This is a genomic window from Streptomyces sp. NPDC043996, from assembly GCF_056435225.1.
Window position 1 is genome coordinate 550,883 of record NZ_JBWKEY010000006.1, and the last position, 18,372, is coordinate 569,254.

At 68.9% G+C, this 18,372-nt stretch carries 12 protein-coding genes and 3 pseudogenes; 8 read left to right on the forward strand and 7 right to left on the reverse strand.

Annotated elements, in window-relative coordinates:
• The first annotated feature begins 671 nt into the window (after positions 1 to 671).
• The 5 genes from AC07A4_RS19160 (at position 672) to AC07A4_RS19180 (ending at position 7,335) form a co-directional block, all read left to right on the forward strand.
• The gene (locus AC07A4_RS19160; RefSeq protein ID WP_478599885.1) at positions 672 to 989 is read left to right on the forward strand and encodes a PadR family transcriptional regulator; all 318 of its coding nucleotides are present in this window, start codon (positions 672 to 674) and stop codon (positions 987 to 989) included.
• Positions 986 to 1,735, forward strand: a complete 750-nt coding sequence (locus AC07A4_RS19165) for a hypothetical protein (RefSeq protein ID WP_478599887.1) — start codon at positions 986 to 988, stop codon at positions 1,733 to 1,735. The genes AC07A4_RS19160 and AC07A4_RS19165 overlap by 4 nt, the downstream gene beginning before the upstream one ends.
• Positions 1,736 to 2,091: 356 nt before the next feature.
• The gene (locus tag AC07A4_RS19170; RefSeq protein ID WP_478599890.1) at positions 2,092 to 2,430 is read left to right on the forward strand and encodes a hypothetical protein; all 339 of its coding nucleotides are present in this window, start codon (positions 2,092 to 2,094) and stop codon (positions 2,428 to 2,430) included.
• Between the two features lie 398 nt (positions 2,431 to 2,828).
• Positions 2,829 to 3,395: a hypothetical protein gene (locus AC07A4_RS19175; RefSeq protein WP_478599893.1), complete on the forward strand. Its 567-nt coding sequence runs from the start codon at positions 2,829 to 2,831 to the stop codon at positions 3,393 to 3,395.
• Positions 3,396 to 3,702: 307 nt separating this feature from the next.
• The gene (locus AC07A4_RS19180; RefSeq protein WP_478599896.1) at positions 3,703 to 7,335 is read left to right on the forward strand and encodes an nSTAND1 domain-containing NTPase; all 3,633 of its coding nucleotides are present in this window, start codon (positions 3,703 to 3,705) and stop codon (positions 7,333 to 7,335) included.
• A gap of 450 nt (positions 7,336 to 7,785) precedes the next feature.
• Here AC07A4_RS19180 and AC07A4_RS19185 read toward each other — a convergent pair whose 3' ends face one another.
• From AC07A4_RS19185 to AC07A4_RS19195, 3 genes and pseudogenes are all read right to left on the reverse strand, one after another.
• Positions 7,786 to 9,165 (reverse strand): hypothetical protein, encoded by a 1,380-nt coding sequence (locus AC07A4_RS19185; protein WP_478599899.1) that lies wholly within the window; start codon positions 9,163 to 9,165, stop codon positions 7,786 to 7,788.
• A gap of 319 nt (positions 9,166 to 9,484) precedes the next feature.
• Positions 9,485 to 9,979, reverse strand: a pseudogene (locus AC07A4_RS19190) (transposase family protein); the annotation flags it as partial.
• Between the two features lie 34 nt (positions 9,980 to 10,013).
• A complete protein-coding gene (locus AC07A4_RS19195; protein WP_478599902.1) occupies positions 10,014 to 10,673 on the reverse strand; it encodes an HAD-IA family hydrolase in 660 nt (219 codons plus the stop codon).
• A 106-nt stretch (positions 10,674 to 10,779) separates the two neighbouring features.
• Between AC07A4_RS19195 and AC07A4_RS19200 the strand changes: the two are divergent.
• Positions 10,780 to 11,115: pseudogene (locus AC07A4_RS19200) on the forward strand (ISAzo13 family transposase); the annotation flags it as partial.
• A gap of 315 nt (positions 11,116 to 11,430) precedes the next feature.
• Here AC07A4_RS19200 and AC07A4_RS19205 read toward each other — a convergent pair.
• Positions 11,431 to 11,767 (reverse strand): annotated as a pseudogene (locus AC07A4_RS19205) (transposase).
• A 161-nt stretch (positions 11,768 to 11,928) separates the two neighbouring features.
• Between AC07A4_RS19205 and AC07A4_RS19210 the strand changes: the two are divergent.
• Entirely contained in the window at positions 11,929 to 12,753 is an 825-nt protein-coding gene (locus AC07A4_RS19210) for a VOC family protein (protein ID WP_478599905.1), read from the forward strand.
• A 1-nt stretch (position 12,754) separates the two neighbouring features.
• Here AC07A4_RS19210 and AC07A4_RS19215 read toward each other — a convergent pair whose 3' ends face one another.
• The 3 genes from AC07A4_RS19215 to AC07A4_RS19225 all read right to left on the reverse strand — a co-directional run bounded on the left by AC07A4_RS19215 (position 12,755) and on the right by AC07A4_RS19225 (position 16,369).
• A complete protein-coding gene (locus tag AC07A4_RS19215; RefSeq protein WP_478599908.1) occupies positions 12,755 to 13,216 on the reverse strand; it encodes a hypothetical protein in 462 nt (153 codons plus the stop codon).
• Between the two features lie 1,445 nt (positions 13,217 to 14,661).
• Positions 14,662 to 15,663, reverse strand: coding sequence for an aldo/keto reductase (locus tag AC07A4_RS19220; RefSeq protein WP_478599911.1), 1,002 nt, complete (start codon positions 15,661 to 15,663; stop codon positions 14,662 to 14,664).
• A gap of 559 nt (positions 15,664 to 16,222) precedes the next feature.
• A complete protein-coding gene (locus AC07A4_RS19225) occupies positions 16,223 to 16,369 on the reverse strand; it encodes a hypothetical protein (RefSeq protein WP_478599914.1) in 147 nt (48 codons plus the stop codon).
• A gap of 1,043 nt (positions 16,370 to 17,412) precedes the next feature.
• Here AC07A4_RS19225 and AC07A4_RS19230 point away from each other — a divergent pair.
• Entirely contained in the window at positions 17,413 to 18,258 is an 846-nt protein-coding gene (locus tag AC07A4_RS19230) for an IS5 family transposase (RefSeq protein WP_478599917.1), read from the forward strand.
• Positions 18,259 to 18,372: the final 114 nt, after the last annotated feature.

The following is an 18,372-nucleotide window of genomic DNA, read 5'->3' on the forward strand; positions in this document are numbered from 1 at the left end:
CGCGGCAACCCCACCACCGGGTGGCTGTTCTGTGCGGCCAGCTCGACAAGGCGGCCGTGTGGCGGCTGTGCCCTTACCCGGCCCGGCGCGCCGGACGGCCTGTGCGCGGCCCACACGGAACCAAGGGCGACGCCATTACCCACGCCCTGGACGGCCGGACGCCCGCCCCGACAAGATTCAGCGGCGGACCGAGCACAAGTACAACCGCACCACCCATCGCTGCAAGCGGCACCAGGATGTCCTCGACGGCAGCTCCGCCTACGGCACCGGCGCCCACATAGTCGGCGCCCTCCCCCGCCCTGAAGCCGAACCTGCCCCGCACCGAGCGGCCGGTACAGGCGCGGTTTCGGGTGATGCCACAGGTCTGCTCGCTCAGCCGGTCGATGGTGGCGGTCAGCCCGTCGTGGTCGTCCAGGACGGTTTGGTGGAGGGCGGGGTCAGCTCGAGGGTGGGGGGCTGTGGAGGTGAGGTCCGTGATGGCGATCTCGATGCTCAGCGTTTGGCGCGGTCGGTGAGCATGGGGTCGCCGGGCACTTGGCCTGACGAGCAACGTCCCGCCAACTCTACCCAGACGTCGGCGAATACCGAGAGCACAGGGAGGGTTGCCGTCAGCGCCCCGGCCAACGAATGTCGTACTCGACACATGGTGGGTGAGATGCTTCACTCGTGATATGGCATCAATTCGCCTTACGCGCACAACACTTGAGGTCATCAAAGTCTTGCTGACGTCCACCGCCGACGATCCAGCATGGGGGCTGAAGATCTGCGAGGAGGCCGACCTCGGGTCCGGGACGGTGTATCCCATCCTTGAGCGCCTGGTCGACGCAGGATGGGCCACCCGGTACGAGGAGACGGGTGAGCACCCGGGGCGGCCGAAGCGGTACTACTACGAACTCACGGCCGTCGGTCAGAGCGCAGCCCTGCAGGCCAGGAAGCGAAAGCCCCGGCTCTTCGGACTGCACGCAGTGACCGAGGGGGGCACGGCATGAGCACCGACGAGCGCCCCGCTGAGGCCCCTCGTGCCGGGCTGGTGGCTGTTGTCGCCGTGCTGGCACCCGTGCTGTCCGGCGCGCTGGCAGCAGTACTGCTGCTCGGCGGCTACCTCCTGAAGACGCTCGACCCCGAACCCGCATCCGCGGACACCCTGCTCACTTCCGGGTGGCTCTTCGGCGCGCTCACTGCGGGCGCCATTCTGGTCGCCGCGGTCACCTCGCTGCTCACTGCCCTGCGCAACGGCACGCAGGCGGTGGAGGAGGAGCCTGAGCCAGCCGCGACGAGCACCCATATCCCGAGCAGCAGGGCTGGCCTGCGGACTGTGAACTTCGCTTCCTTTGTCGCCGGAGGCCGCAGGGCACACCTCCGCGAGGAGTGGGCGGCAGTCCTTGCCGGTGACCCCGGGAACGGCATCGTTCTCTCCTCGCACCGCAGGATGCGCTACGCGATCGGCTTCCTCTGGGCAGCGCTCCGGATGCGGATCAGCGACCTGGCTGCCCCCCTGTGGATGCCGGTGGACTGGCTGCTGTCCGCGGAGTCGCGTACGCATGGGTTCATCGCGCTGGCCGTCGGTGCACAGATTCTGTACATCCGGCACGAGGATGGGCTGCATGCGCTTGTCACTGAAGGGTGGGGCTGGTGCGCCGGGTGCGGAATCGCGCTGCGGCTGTTCATGGGCTGGCTTCGCAGAATTCGCGGCGTCGAGCTCGCGCCGACAAGCGGGGAGTCCACAGACCAGTAGCAACCTCCCACGGTGCGGGTGAATCGGGCCTTCGCACGGCGGTGTTCAACACAGAGGAGCCCGTCGATCGCCAGCAGCACGACGAGCTGCCACTCGCGGCTGTTCACAGCGCTTCCCAGAGGACTACAGGGCCTGCTGCGTAGCCTCAGGAAGAGTCGCGCTCTGCGCCGAGCGGGTGAACGGGCCGAGATCTGGCACGCTGCGGCTCGCCGATTTGGCCAGGTGGCGGGTGTTGTCTGTTGCCGGGCCTGAGGGACAACAGACAACGCCTTCAGCGAGTGGTCGGGAGGTGCGAAATCTCTAGGGCAGGCCGACGGACAAGGCGTCGGCCACCCGGGAGACGGAGGACAACCACCATGAACGCCATCAGAGGGAAGCTGAAGCGAAGCCTTGCCGGCGTGCTGTTCGCAGGAACAGCCGTCGCTGCCCTGGGACTTGCGGCACCGGCCCAGGCGGCCGACGGTGTGCAGTCCGCCTCGCCTGCGTCCGTCCAGTTGGTCTCGCCGCGCGACCCCGGCCACAGCCCCGAGTGCGGCAACGCCAGCCCTCCGTGCTGGAAGTACGAGACCTGGTATTTCAAGCTCGCCCACTGCAAGGCCGACGGGAGGGCATTGGTCGGCGCGGGGCCCTGGGACGCTTTCGACTGCGCACCCCATGGCCTGACCTACTGGCTGTGGCTGCACCGCAGCAGGTGAGACCGCCAGCCAGGGCTGACGGTAGGACGGTTCGGTAACCGGCCCGCGGCGCGTGTGCGCCGCGCTCACGGTGTTGCCGCAGTGGATCTCGCCGCTGCAGTGGCCGCGGCCACGGCTGTGACGGCGTCGCGGCCACTGCCGGCGCCACACAGAGCGGCTTTCCCGCACATGCGTACACGTCGGCCTGTAGCCCCCGATTCGGGGACTACCTGTCTCGAAGAAGTCGTACCTCACCAAGACGTAACACCGCCGCGGGCTGGCGAAGCTCATAGACCCCTGTGGGACTCCTGCGACTGCAAGGGCCGGGGAGGGCGTACTGGTTGGGGATGTACCGCAGTGCGTCCCAGCCGGTGACGGCCTGTGAGCTCCCGACTCGCGGCTCCAAGAAGGGAGATCATATGTTCACGTCGGGTATCCGAGGCCGTGTCCGCCGCGCGCTGGGCGTCGCCGCGGTCGCCCTGGCCGTTCTGTCGGCGGCTGGTACCGCCTTGGCGTCGACAGAACGGTCGGCGTCGTCCGTGGGCCGCGTGTGCCTGTTCAGTGCACCGGGCGAGCCTGCTCCGGCGGGCCACGTCGGCTGGGGCTATCGCTGGAACGACGGAAGCGACAAGTGGGACTTCGGAGCGACGCTCGGTCAGGGCAACGGCTGGGCCCGCAACGGCTCCACCCAGGCGATGCTCGACGCGTTCCGGAACGCCAGCGACGCCGGTGGCTACAAGTTCTTCCGGTGCGTCGACACCGTGGGACAGAACCAAGGCGCTGCCTTCCGCTTGATGAAGTCGATCAATGGCAGGGACTACAACCTCGTCACCGACAACTGCCTCACCAAGTCCATCCGGATCTTCAAGGCGTACGACAGCTCCGGTGGCCTGAATAGGTTGCCGGCCGGGAAGTTCACCGCGCCCAACGACTACTTCCACGAAACCCTCGACAACGCCCGCTGGGGCGCGATCCGCGCTCTGTAAGCAGTCCGCTCCACGAAAGGGCCGGCCGTTTCCAGCGGTCGGCCCTTTCGTGCGCGGTGCCCGCGTCCACGCCGGGGGGCGGACATCCGCCCCGTCTTGTCAGGGGGCAGTCATGCAAAGCAGGGCCGCCTGTCGGCACTGCCGCCGGCCACTACCTCCCTACCTCCGGTTCGGCGGCCCGCGTGGGGGCAACTGCGGTGCTGTCCGGTCACCCGATGGGACGGCCCAGCGGCGTTCGGGCCCCTTGCCGCGTCGGCGGGTCGGACCATGGCGGCAGGAGCGGGCGAGTGGCGAAAGCGGGCCTGGCGTGGGAGCAGATCGGGGGGAGCCGGCCTTCGGTGAGGAATTGCGGCGGTGGCGGACGGAGCGGGGACTGTCTCTGACAGGGCTGGCGGGGATCATTCACTACAGCCGTGGTCACATCAGCCGGGTGGAGCGCGGGGAGAAGTCGGCGACAGAAGAATTCGCCCGCCTGTGTGACCAGGCCCTCAAAGCGGAAGGCGAGTTGCTGGCGCTGGCGGTGCGGGCCGTCGCCGCGAAGTGTCCCTATCCGGGATTGGCATCGTTCGGTACGGAGGACGCACCCTGGTTCTTCGGGCGTGACCGTGCAGTGGCGGAACTGCTGGGCCTGCTCGCTGACCCCGAGTCGGCGGGGCATCCGGCGGTGGTGATCGGGCCCTCGGGGATTGGCAAGTCGTCGTTGTTGCGGGCCGGACTGGCCGTCGCGGTCGTCGGTGGGGCGCTGTCGGCACGGCAGCCCGGAACGCCGGGGGTCCTGTACATGACGCCCACGGCGCGGCCGGTTGCGGAGTTGCACGCTCATGATGACCGGCGGGAGCTTGCGTCGTACGCGCTGGTGATCGTGGACCAGTTCGAGGAGTTGTTCACCCTCTGCCCGGAGCAGGCCGAGCGGGAGGCGTTCATCGACGGCCTGTGCCGCAGAGCCGCTGATGGTCTGCCGGTCGTACTCGGCGTCCGTGCCGACTTCTACGGGCACTGCGTGACCCACCCTTCGCTGCTGGCCGCGCTGCGCGCCAGCGCTCTGCCGCTGGGGCCTATGACCGTTCCCGAACTGCGGCAGGCGATCACCGGGCCGGCGGCCGCGGAAGGGCTGACCCTGCAGCCGGGACTGGTGGAGGTGCTGCTGCGGGACCTGGGTAACGCGCCCGGCACCGAGCAGTGCGCCGCAGGGGCGCTCCCATTGCTGTCCCACGCCTTGCGCGCCACTTGGCAGCACCGTGAAGACGGTGTCCTCAATGTCGCCGGCTACGAGCGCACGGGCGGCATCCACGGCGCCGTCGCCGCCACCGCCGAACGCGTATACATGCAGCTCAGTCCCGAAGGGCAGGGGGTGGCCCGGGGTGTGATGCTCAGCATGGTGCGGGTGGGCGAGAACGAGGACGACGTCCGCCAGCCCGCCGATCGGGACGCCCTGATCCAGCACGACCCGGCAGCGCAGGCGGTCGTAGAGGCGTTCACCCGGGCCCGGCTGCTGACCGCAGATACCGAGCACGTGCAGATCAGCCACGAGGCCCTGCTCCGGGCCTGGCCCAGGCTGTGCGAGTGGATCGACGCCGATCGTGTCGCACTGCGCGCTCACCAGCAGCTCACCGCCGCCGCCCGTACCTGGACGGCGGAGGGCCGAGACCCGCACCTGCTGTACCGGGGCGCGCCTCTGGCCGCCGCACTGGAGCTCACGGCCTCGCGCCGCGTGGGCCCCCAGGAAACGAAGTTCGTCCAGGCCTCGGTCCAGCAGCAGGACGCCGACCGCCGGGCCGACCGGGCCAAGCTACGGCGTCTGCGGCTGCTCACGGCGGCCCTGACCGCCCTGGTTGTGCTGGCCGTCTCACTGGCGGCGTTCGCGGTCCATCAGCGGTCGGTGGCCCGTGACCAGACGGCGCATGCCCAGGCGCTGGGCCTGGCCGCGGCAGCAGCGGACGCCCGCAGCCGGGGCCTGCCGGAAGCCGCCCAGCTGCTGGCCGTGGGAGCGGTACGGCTGGACGGTGACGACCCGACAGCCCGCGGCGCACTGCTGAGCGCACAGGGCGACCTGCTCAAGGAGCGCCTGCCCGCGGCCCCCCGCGAGCACCAGCGAATCACGCACGTCCTGGCCGCGAACGGCCGCACGATGGGCACCTACGACCGCAAGGATCACGTTCAGCTCTGGGATCTCACCACCCGCAAGCCCGTGGGTACTCCCCTCCACACCGGTCACGGGTCGCTCTTCCCGCTGTCGTATCCGAGGTACTTCACCATCAGCGGCGACGGGGACACCGTCGTGGTCGGCAAGGAGCGCCGTCTCTGGGTTTGGCGGCGGGGAGCCACACGCACCATCACCCTCTCCGCCCCGGTGACCGCCGTGGCGCTCAGTCCCGACGGCCGTCGTATCGCCGTGGCCACCGACCAGAAGTGCCTGACCGTCACCGACCTGGATGCCAGCAACGGCACCGCACCTGCGCCCACCTGCGACAAGGAGGTCGCCCAGGGCCTCGCCTTCAGCCCGGATGGCACCCGCATCGCCACCGCCGGCCAGAAGGGGACCCTCACCTTGCGTGAGGCTTCGGACGGCAGCGTGAAGGACCGCTGGCCCCTCCACGAATCCGTTCCCAGCGCCAACCTGCTGTCCGTATCCTTCAGCCCCGACGGCCGCCGCGTCGCCGTGGTCGGGCACGACAACCTGGCGGCGCTGTGGGACCTCGGTCAGGACCGTAAAAAGGTACTCACCACCAGGGTCACCGGAAGCGCGCTGACCGCCGTGGCCTTCAGCCTTGACGGCGCGGTGATCGCCACGGCCGGAGACGACGTTCAGGTCACGCTGTGGAGCGTGGCCCGTGAACTGCCCCTGGTGTCGATCACCGGCCACACCAAGCCAGTCCGCGGAGTCGGCTTCACCGACGACGGCCACACCCTCGTCACCACGTCCGAGGACGGCAGCACCGCCCTGTGGGACCTCACCCGCGGCCCCCTGCCCGACGCCCGCGGCCAGCCGGAGGAGACGGTGACCTTCGTGCGCGGCGGACGCGCCGTCGTCGCCAGCGGCGGCGCAAGCCCCCGCATGTGGACCGCCGATCGCAGCCGCTCCTATCTCGGTGCCTTCACCGCTCGGCAGGGCAGCGTCTACCGCACCGCCGCCGACGCCGACGGCAGCCTGCTCGCCACCGCCAGCTGGGACGGCAGCGTACGACTGTGGAACACCACCCACCGGCGGCAGGAGCTGCTGCCCGCCCCACCGTCCAGCAGCGGCACCTGCGGCCTGGCAGTCAGCAGACACGGCCGCGTCATCGCCGCAGGCTCCTCGGACGGCACCCTCCGCGTCTGGGACCGGTCCGGCCGACCGCTGCGCTCTCTTTCGCTCCGCCATGGCGCCATCTGCGCGCTGGCCATTCACCCCGACGAACACCACATCGCCTTCGGCAACGACGTCAACGAGATCCACCAGCTCGATCTCTCCAGCTCGGCCCCACCGGCCCTGGTCGGCCGGCACGCCGACTCAATCCGCAGCCTCGCCTACAACCACACTGGCAAGCGCCTCGCCTCCGCGAGTGACGACCACGAGGTCAAGGTCTGGGACATGACCGCCCTAAAGCCCCGCCTGGCTCGCACCCTGGCTGAGTTCACCGCGGCCGTGCGCACAGTCGCCTACAGCAGCAACGGCACCTTCCTAGCCGCCGCCGGCCGGGACACCACCATCCGCATCTGGAAGACCACGACCTACGAGCCCTACGCCACCCTGACCGGCCACCAGAACATGATTGAAAGCCTCGCCTTCCATCCGCACCGCAAACAGCTCGCCAGCGCGGCCGTCGACGGCACAGTCCGCCTCTGGGAACTCGACCCGCACACCGTCCGCGCACGAGTGTGCGACAGGCTCCGGCACGCGGGCCCCACTCACTGGAAGCACCACGTCCGCGACATCCCCCAGCCAGACCGATGCGCATAGAAGGTGTGCTGCGCACCCGGAGCCGTCGCTGCCGAAACCCGGCCACAGGCCAAGGCAAAAAGGAGAGCTCTGCGATCGTCGGTAGGAAGCCGGACAGACGCTGCTCGCCGGAGGTACGGACAATCATGTCCAGGTCCGGCCGACCGGCCAACTCCCCTTGCCCCAGCGCGGTGTCAGCACGAACAGGTCGCCGCTGGCCGGGCCCACCTCACCCCACCCGGACGGAAGGGGCACATTGGTCGTGGGCTGATGGACGGCCTACACGCTGTCATCCGTACCGCCGACGCCCTGGACGCACGGCTGGCCCCTACCGTCGGGGGAATGCCTGACTGCTCTGCCCGCTTCCGCTGCGCGGTGCCGGGCACGCCACGTGGCGTGCTTCGGAGGCCGACCGACCCGTGAGCACCTCGTACACGGTGTTCATGGGGAGTGGCCGATCGCTGCACTGGGTCAGGTGAAGAACCATGCCGTGACCGCCCAGCCGACATCGCTCAGTACCCACATGCGGCGGGGTGACAGCGCGGCGACCGCGAAAAGGAAGCCGTACAACAGCCCGGCCAGCACCAGCATGGCCACACCGTCATTGGCCTCCGTCGACGCACTCTCATCGCTGAAGCCACTGACCTGCATGCCGAGGCGTACCAAGATCCGTCCCACTCCACCGGCGGCCACGAGGAGGGTGGAGCCAAACGCCAGCGAGATGAAGCTAAACCCCTCGAGGCGGTAGGCGTGGCCGAGCGCGGCAGCGACGGGGATAGATGCGGCAGCGCCGAGCAGGCCGATGACGAGAAGGCCGAGGCTGCGCCAGAACCCGTGTCGCCTCATCGGGCGCGGGGGCGGCGGTCTGAAGGGAGTCAGGATGTCAGCTACGCGCGCCGCGTCGAGGCGGTAGGACTCGGCCAAGCTGGTGGGCATGTCCGGGGCCGAGGGATTGGTCATGGGTACGTTCCCGCTGGCTGGACCATTGTTTCGATTGACTTCGGAGCCAAAGTCAATGTCGGCGAGGTCATCGTCAGGGGTGAGCACTTGTGAGGGGCGCACGGGGCCCGGTGTGATGCGTTCGCGCAAGGCGGCCAAGTCGGCCCTTTGAACGTCGAGCTCGGTGCTGGAGCGTTCCAACAAGTGATCGACTTCCCAGAGATCGGGAAGATCCGGGATGAGGGTGGTGCTGACGGGCGTCTCGTCTTCTTGCCGGGCCGCGGCGACCGCGCGTTCTCGCCGGCCGGCGGTGGACTCGGCGTCCAGGCGAATCTCCTCCGCCTCGCGCCGTTCACGGCGGGCCTGCTCCAACAGGCGCTCGGCGCTGGCGAGCCGCTGCCGAGATTCGCGAAGTTCCTGTTCGTCCCGGCCTTCGTTGAGTTCTTCAAGACGCTGGCACCTGTCCTGCAACGAGGTGACGAGCCGTAGCAGTGTGTGAACGAGTTGTTGCATGCGGAAGAGGGCGCGTTCTGCTTCCAGTTGAGCCTGGCGTGCATCGTCCAGGCGTGCCGCCAGATCGTTTACGGGTGGGGGCGCCAGTAAGACCCCCCGTCCCTGCTGGGCCTTGCGGGCGAGTTGCAACAGCCGTCGGCCTTCGGACAGGTGCCGCTCGCGCACGGTGGTGTCGCGTATGCACCGGTCCACGGTCGTCTGCAGCAGAGAGTCGGGAGGCAGCTTGGCACCGTTGCGATAGTGGCCCCACTGCGTGCGACTTACTGGATACACGTCAGCGAGCCGATTCAAGGTCCAGCCGTGCGTGACGCTGCGTAACCACATGGCGAAGGCGTTCGCCTCGGGTGTCTCGCCGCGTAAAGGCCCTTGTTTGCGCCCAGCCCTCGTCATCTCGTCCATCTCTCATTGGCCATGGACAACCCATGGTTTGACCACAGTTGACCTGCACGTCCCGACGAGACAATCAGAACGCGGTCCACCTTGTTGCCCGGATCGGTAATCACCCGACGAAAGGCCGGACCATGCGCATGCCCTCAGCTTCTTCTTGGCCGTATGTGATCGTCGCGATCGTGATCCTGTCCGTGGAGGAGGGCTGGCGCCCGGCGGACGTCGTACGCCTGACCGCTGTCCTGCTGGCGCTCGTCGCCGTTGTCGTCGCCGCCGGCGGAGGTAACGCACGTGACTGACGGTTGCACCCGGCCGCTCTGCTGTGGTCGCTGGCCGAGGATTGCTCCCACGCCTTGCAGTCGTTGCGGTTGCCCGGCACGGGGTGGCCGACCACGACGACCCTGCGGGTGTCGGCGTTGATGACGACCTGGTGGTTCGTGGAGTAGCGATAGTTCTTCGACTGCTCGGCCACGGCATGGTCTCGGGTGGGCACGAGGGTGCCGTCCACGATCAGCAGGGTGTCCTTCGCGAACCGCTGCCTGGGCTGGAGCGCGGGCTTGGGCCCCAGATGGTCGATGATCCGGTCGGCGGCGGACTTCGAAACACCGAAGAGCGGGGCGAGTTGGCGAAGCGTCAAGTTCGTGCGCCAGTAGGCCGCGATCAGAAGCACCCGGTCTTCCAACGGCAGACTCCAGGGCCGTCCGCGCCGTGGCTCGTCGGGGACCTGGCGCCGCACCACGGTCATCAACTTGCCGAAGCAGCGCGGGCTCAGCCCGGTGAACGGGGCTGTCCAGGACGGCTCGGACGCCGTGATCACACCAGCCACAACAAGATCATTCCATTGGGGCTTCGGCCTCCAGTCAGTCAGGAGCGGCCCCGGATGTGAAGGCAAGGATGTCTCGGACCGCCTCCCGCAGACTCCCGAAGTGACGGTGCACGCCGTCGACTAGCGCAGGGTTGTTGATGCCCCACACCGTCATCCCGGCGCGCAGCCCGGACTGCACCCCGGAGGGGGCATCCTCGATGACCAGGCAGTCCTCCGGCGCGGCACCGAGTTGTGCGGCCGCCTGCAGATACGGCGTCGGTGACGGCTTGCCCTCCGCCACGGCAGCTGCATCCACGACAACCGTCGGGACCGGCAAGCCCGTCCGTGCGAATCGTCCGCGTACCCGGTGCTCGTAGTTCGAGGTCACGAGCGCCCATGCCCCGGGCTCCAAGGCGTTCAGCAGTTCAGCGGCGCCATCGAAGGCAGAGTATGAGCCGGCTCGAACGTCCTCGTCCTCCAGCTCATGCAATGCGGTCAGGCACTCCCCGGGGTCCCGGTCAGAGGCAACCTGCGCGAACGTCTCCATCGGCCTCGTCCGCAGCGCCACTCGGTAGACCTCATCAGGGTCCAGTCCGTACCGCTCCGCCCACGTGTGCCAGACCAGACGCTGGTTGTCCACAGCGTCGATCAACGTGCCATCGACATCAAACAGGACACACCGCATCACGCCGGGACGGCCGGGTTCACTGATCACGCCCCGATCATGCCATCAGGCCCTGAGCAGGCAGTTTGCGGGACAAGCCTTAGGGCTTGCAGATCATCAAGGTGTTGCTTCCCGTGCTGGGGCTCGTTGGTGTGGTATGCGCATCCCGGACGAGGTTTGCACTCAACTCGCTGTGAAGTTTGCTGTGTTGTTCCCGCATCTGGACGAGCGGCAGCGGCGTCTGCTGTTGGACGCGGAGGCCCGGGTACTGGAGCATGGTGGCGTCCGGGCCGTGGCCCGGGCGGCCGAGGTGAGTGAGACGACGGTCCGCAAGGGTGTGTTCGAGCTCGAGGCTGGTGAGGAACCCTTGGGGCGGGTGCGGCGGCCGGGTGGAGGACGCAAACGGGTCGCGGATCTCGACCCGGGACTGCGGTCCGCGCTGCTGGCGCTGGTGGAACCGGACGAGCGCGGGGATCCGATGTCGCCGCTGCAGGAGCCGTGTTTTCCCGGCGCCGGGCGGTCTGAAGGGGAGGCGAGCGGGTCACGGCGCGTCATCTCCCATCAGGTCGAGGACATCGACGATGGCCAGGGCGAAACGCAGGACGTACCGGCACTCATGCTGAGGACGCGGCCTTTCGGCACGCGGCTCGATGAGGCACTGCATCGCGTCGACCGGGTACGGCTTGACGGTGTGCGGCACGAGCTCGATCAGCACACCCGTCACCTGACCGAATCGGTCGGCCAGTCGCCTGGCCTCCGCCGCGGTGGGGCGTGCGCGCTCGTCGAGCACGGCGTCTAAGACGTTGTTTCAGTTGGTGAGCCTGCGGTAGCTGGTGAGGGCTGCGGCGATAGCGACGAAGGCGAGGAAGTGGTCGGCCTTGCGTTCGTAGCGGCGGTGCAGTCGGCGGCATCCGGCCAGCCAGGACACCGTGCGCTCGACCGCCCAGGGCCTGGCTCCACTGGGCGAAGCGTCGGCAGACGGTGGGCCAGGCCGGGCCGAAGACCGGCGGCAACTGCCGCCAGGTACAGCCCGAGGTGGCCACGAAGATGACTGCCGCCAGCGTCTCGCGGTCACCTGCCCGGCGTCGGCCGCGGCCCTGCGGACGCTTGATCTCCGTGGGCGGCGCCACCCGCCGGAACAGCACCCACTACTCCTCCGGAACCAACCGCTCCACCAAGTCCGTCATGAGTCACTCAACGACCCACAAGCACCCAAAGAAGCCACGTCTAAAAGGCTTCTAGCGTGGGATTCATCCCCGGAAGAGATCCCTCCTCTTCCTCCTCTGTGAGTGTTGAGGAGCGTGTCATGGAAGCGCCCCCGCTGGACATGGTCTTCGGCTTCGAGATCGATACGATTGACGTCCAGGCGGTGAAGGACTTCTACGGCCCCTGGCTGGGCTGGGCCTTCACACCGGAGCCCGCCCCCGGCGCCGGCGGGGCCGCCCTCACCCGCGTCACGGCCCCGGGCGCCCCTGCCCCGATGGGGCAGATCCGACAGCACGCTGCCGGCACCGTGGAGGCCATCAGCCTGCGTGTCGCGTCCGCCGACGTAGTCGCCGACTCGGCCCGGCTCCAGCAGCTGGGCGCGACGGTGGTCACCCCTGCGGCCGAGGACGGTGACGGCACGGTCCGCGCCCGGATCACCGACCCGCGCGGCAACCTGCTGACCCTCGCAGCTCCCGCCGCCGGACTGTCTGCCCAGGCCCCACGGCCTGGCGCGATGGCCCAGTTCGAGCTGTCCACCACCGACCTGGCAGCGACCCGGGCCTTCTACGCCACGGCATTCGGCTGGGGCTTCGACTACGACCCCGGCTCGGTCGGCACGGCGTACCACGGCATCCGGACCCGTGGCCGCCAGCCTGTGCGTGGAGGGCGCTGCGGGCCTTGGGGTCCAGCGGCGCAGCGGGGTCAACAACAGCAGCTCGGCCAGGGAGTTGACGGCGATGGCGGCCACGACCGCGACAGCGCCGGCGAGGTCCAGGCGCGCGTCACCAGGCCAGGTGCCGGGCGAGCACGGAGGAGGGCCCGGGGCAACCGCGGAGTGTCTCTGGCCGCGTTGCGGGTGGGCCGCTCGTACATCAACACCGCGGACGGCATCACAGTGGATTCAGGTCGCAGACGACTCTCCTGAATCAACTGCCTGAGGCGTAGTCATGAGGCAGGATTCTGTCCCGCAGATACCGCGCACGGCTCAGTTCCCAGCGGTAGGCGAGGGCGACGAGTGCGGCATGAACGACGAGGAACCACCAGGAAAGCACCGTCAGCCCGAGCGCCAGGCCACCCGCCATGAGACAGCCGACGAGGACACTCCAGCCCATGTCATAGCCCTGATAGCGGCCCTGCGTGCTCCTTAGCATCACGTACCAGACCGCCGCCCTGGTGGCACATCCCACCGCGAGCCAGCCGAAGAACATCACCATGCTCAGGCTTTCCGCCCGCCCGGGACGGGCATCCAGACACTGCCTCAGATCAACGCAGCCAGGCCCCTGGAAGACCAGCGTCAAGACCACCGCGACAAAGATCCCGGAGACAGCCGTCCATACACACAGCCACACCCGGCTCCACAGCAGCGCCTTCCGCTGAAAGCTGTCCATCCCCTCACCATCAGCCACTGCTCCGGCGAGGGCAAGGGGCGCACCCTCTCCGGAGCGCGGAGGTCACATCGCGCACAGCAGCGAGGTGCCGAAGGGCCAACGGCCTCTCGATGGTGGCCCTGTGCCACATCCCGTGAAGGGTGCGGGCCAGTTGGCCACGTGATCGTTCACGGAAAGTGTCGAAGAGTCGGTCTTTTCCCATGCATGGCCGGGCAACTCCCCATCAGCGGCCCCCAATCGGCGGCCAGTTCAGCTCCCCGCCTCCGGCCCCGCAGGCACGGAGCGTCACCGGGGTCGTTCGTCCTCAGCGGCGCGGCATCGGTTCATCAGCCATGCTCCGGTAACTGTTCGTCTATGGGGCTCTTGCCCGTGACCGGATCAGACTCCCGGAATGGGTCGGAGCCCGTACACCATGTCCGTGGGCTCACCCGTACACCATGTCCGTGGGCTCAACCGCCTTGTGCCAGAGTGGTCGCGGATCAGGCAAGATTTTCGTGAGGACGATCACTGGGACGGGTGACGGCGGCCAAGACCGTTTACCTGCGTACGGCCAGGTTCTCCCCACGGGCGGTCCCCGCAGACGGCCAGTTGAGTTCCCCGTGCACGGCGGGTTGAATACGGAACGTGATCGCCATGGTGATCGCGCTTGGCTGGTATGGGGTTTCTGGATTCCTGGGCGCAGCAGTCTTTCGGCCAAGATCCCCAAGGGGTGTTTCCGGTTCGCTGTGTAGCGGTAGCTTCACCGTCTGTCGCGTGCGGGAGCTTCGGCGCGACGTCCAGCGCGACCTGGCCTGCGACGATGTGCGTGCCGTCGAGGGCAAGGGAGGCACGGGCGGACGCCGTCCTGCCGTGGCGGGCGCGCAGGCCGACGCCGTGCGTACCGCGTATTTGGATGGCTGCTCTGTCGCCGCTCTCGCACGTGACCGCGGCGGCAGCCGCGGTGCGATCCGCACGGCGGTCGCTGACCGCATGCCCGGCCGCGCGGCCATCGAGGAGGGCGGCCCCGCCCCGGAGTTGCCGGGCAGGGTCGTCGGCTTCCTTGGCGCGGCTGGCCTGGAGCCCGCCGAGCGGGCCGTGCTCGGCCAGGGAGGGGTGACGGTGCGGCGCGGCCAGGGTGCCCCCCTGTGCGTCAGGGCCGTCCGGCCGGGCCCTGCCAGCTCCGGCCCGCTGTCGGCCGCTCGACGGTGCCCAGGGTGTCCCGGCGGTCCCGGCCCAGCGCACGGCCCGCCGCGAGTACGAGAACAGGGGCAGCATCCGCGCGCCGACGGAATGTGATCAATCTCCGCGCCAGCCAACGGCTGCAGCGATGGTCCAGGCGCCAGAACTGGCGACACTTGGATACGCGAGCCCACCCGTACCAAGGCCGAAGACCGCTGTCAGGAAGCCCTGAAAGCTACTGGCGGGTTGCCTGTTCCATGGCGTCAGGCCCCGGCTCCGGGGCCGTATCAGCCGTGCCATCCCGCGATGCGTTGGATCATCTGGTACGGGTAGTTCGGTGTCAGCGGAGCGCTGACTTCGGTGAGTCGGGTGAACGCCTTGTCGTCAAGGTGCAGCGTGGCCGCGGCGAGTGACTCGCGCAACTGCGCTACGGTACGTGCGCCAACGATCGGGGCGGTGACGCCCGGGCGGTCGGCGACCCAGGCCAGGGCCGCCTGGCCAGGCGTCACGCCGTGCGCGTGCGCGACGGTGCGGAGCACCTCGATGACCGACCACACCTCCTCGGTGTTGCGTCGGTGCCACGCTTCACTCGTCTGTTCCCCGGCTCGGGCGACCCGTGTGCCGGCCTGTGGCTGCTGGTCGCGCTGGTACTTCCCGGTGAGCCACCCCTGGGCCAGCGGGCCATACAGCAGCGTGCCCAGGCCAGCGTCCACACCGGCCGGAATGACCTCCCACTCGACCGCCCGGGCCAGCAGGTTGTACTGGATCTGCTGGGAGACCAGCGGCGGTCCGCCCCGCTCTGCCAGCAGCCGCGCGAGCTTGGCGACCTGCCACCCAGCGAAATTGCTGACCCCGACGTGGCGGGCCTTGCCCGCGGTGACGATCTCGTCGAGAAACTCGACGATCTCGTCGATTGGGTGCTCGTCGTCTGGGCCGTGCAACTGGTAGAGGTCGACCTGATCGACGCCGAGCCGGGAGAGGCTGGCGTCGATCGCGGTGCGCAGGTACGCAGGCGTCAGGCTCGCGCCGGGGTATCCGAAGCGGCCCTTGGTCGCGAGCAGGACGCGCTCGCGCACGCCCGGCCGGGCGCTCAGCCATCGGCCGACGATGCGCTCCGACGTGCCGCTCCCGTAGTTGTCGGCCGTATCGATCAGCGTGCCGCCCGCGTTGACGTACACATCGAGCATCTCGTGGGCCGCCGCCTCGTCCGTGTCACCACCGAACGTCATAGCCCCGAACGCGAACCGGGACACGGCTGGCCCGGACCTGCCTAGCTGACGCATCTCCATCTGCACTCCTTGTTCCGTCGCTGCCCGATGCTGGCAGTTGGAGTGCACTCAAGGTCAAGGCCGGACCAGCTGCCAAACCTCGAACTGCCAGATAGCCGCACCCTCAACGGACACTGCCGGCGCCGGCTGCTGGCCGACGTCCACCGCGTCGGCCGCTCTGCCGAGGCCCAGGACTTCGCTGCCCAACGCCAGGCCCTGCCAGAAGTCCCCGTCGCAGGCGTGGCATTGTGCGGGCAGGCCGAAGCGGACGGCGGCCTGGCAGACGGCGCTGTCGCACTCCTGGGGGAGAGGCGTCCCGGTCGGGGTGGCGCCGGGCCTCCAGGCTTGTGATGCCTGGCCCCAGCGGGAGTCGCCCAGCTCGTGTACGGATGCGGCGAGGTCTCTTGAGGTGGTCGGCGGTGGCCGCGCACCGGCGCTGGAAGGCGTCGGCCTCGGAGAGCGGCGGCGGGAGCGTCCCGGCCAGCACAGTGCTGGGCTGCCAGGAGGTGACCAGCGGCGGCATCGCGTAGCCCGCCGGCCGCCACGGCAGCCGGGTGGCCGATGGCGGTAGCGAGGTCCTTCATCTCATCGGCGCCGACGGGAAGTTGCCGCGGCCGGCCTCGCAGGCAGTCCTCGCCGGGGTGTTCGGCGTCGGCACGTACAGGTCCAGGAACCGCACCAGCCCGGCCCTGGTGCCGTAGCAGGAGTCGTCCTCGGTGGGCAGCACCACGAGGGTGCCCAGAGCGCACCGTCGTCGAACCAGTGCGCCTCGACGTCGGCGAGCACCTCATGGACCAGGTGCTGCAGCGGGCTCCCATGCGGCCACGCAGGTGGGTGGCCCAGCAGGCGCACGCTCTCGCCGGGCGCCATGACGGTGGCGAGCTGTCCAAGGCGGGCGGAGGCCAGCAGGGCCATCTCGACGTATGCCTGGAACCTGCACAGCCGCAGCGCAGCGCCGAGGTGGTGAGGGTGGTGGGGAAGCCGCTGGCGAGGTAGTGCAGCCGGCAGGGCCTCGTGCGGCTTTGGCGGCTCGGAGCGCTGTGGGGAGTCAGCGGTCCGGCTGCGTCACGGAGTATGCGCCGAAGGACGTCGTCTTGGGAGGGCGGAGTTCCCTCCTCCCCCCGGGCCATCGGAGGAAGGAGGGGAACCCGCGCTGAGGTCGCGTCCTTGCCGCGCCACTGGCCAGGCCGGACCTTCACGTTCTCAGAGAGCTAGAAGTGCTCGATGGACACGCTCTCCACGTTGCCCCAGTTGCAGTACGCGTTGGTGCGGCCGGCTCCGGTCAAAATGCTGCTCGACCCCCAACCCCCCAGGGTGCAGTCGACGTTCACCTGCCACTTGTAGCTTCCCGCGCCCCTGCACTGACCCCACCCGTTGGTCAGGTTCTTGCCCTTGGTGCACACGGGCGCGAGAGCGTCAGCACCTGCGGTGGGTGCGGTGGCCTGTGCGGGGACCGACGCACCCCCCAGTACGAGCGCTGTTCCGAGTCCCAGTCCTGCGACAGCCGTACGGAAACGCATGGTTGCTCCTTCGATTCGGTGAGGGACACGGGGTCCCCAGGGAACGCGTGAGCGTTGCGGGGCAGCGAGGGCCGGTTCCTCAGGCGCCCTGCCGCCGGGATTCGTGTAGGAACAGTGGCAGTACCGTGCTGTGGGGAAGCTGAGGGACCCTGAAGTCCTTTCAGGGAAATCCCGTTAGAGGGCGTCTGAAAAGCTTGTCAGCGGGCAAGTTGCCTGGTGGCGTGGTGGTGGCGCGCTTTCGGGAGCTGAGGTGTGCGGGCTGCGTTCCCGTTACTCGACGGATCTGTCCGATCCGGACTGGGCGGTCCTCCGCCCGCTGGTTCCGGCGGTCAAGCCCGGTGGACGACCGGCGAAGCACCCGCGGCGGGAGATCCTCAACGCGTTGGCGTACTGGCTGAGGGCCGGCTGTGCCTGGAGGCTGTTGCCGCACGACCTGCCGCCGTGGCAGACGGTCTACCACTACTGGCGGAGATGGCAGCAAGAAGGCGTCTGGGAATGGATGCTGACGGTCCTTCGCGAGCGAGAGCGGGTGCAGCTCGGCCGTGATCCCACGCCCAGTGCAGGCATCGTGGACAGTCAGAGCGTCCGGGCCAGTGAGCGCGGTGGCCTGCACGGCTACGACGGCGGCAAGAAGGTCAGCGGCATCAGACGCCACCTGCTCGTCGATACCCGCGGCACCGTCCTGGTGGCCTGCGTGAGCCCGGCCAGCGTCGGCGACCGTGACGGCGCCGCGGTGCTGTTCTCCCGGGCTGCCGATGCCTTCCCACGCCTTCGGCATGTGTGGGCGGACCAGGGCTACCGCGGCGCCGACTTCCATGCCTGGGCTCAGGAAGCCACCGGCATCACCGTGCAGGTCGTCCAGCGCCGCGACGGAGGATTCCGCTCGATCTGGGCCCGAGCGGATGCGCAGCCTCCCGCAGTGCCCCTCTTCGCGGTGGTCCCTCGGCGTTGGGTGGCAGAGCGGACGTTCGCCGGGCTGGGACGGTGCCGCCGCCTGTCGAAGGACCACGAGTACCTGCGCGTCTGCTCGGAGAACGTCATCTACCTCACCATGGCCATGCTCCTCGTCCGCCGCCTCTCAAGATCAGCCCGCTGACAGGCTTTCCAGACGCCCTCTAGGCCCTGTCGTCAAAGTGATCTTGGGTTGTGGATCATGGGGTGGTGATACGCCGCCATGAACTGTCCGATGCCGAGTGGGAACTCGTGCAGC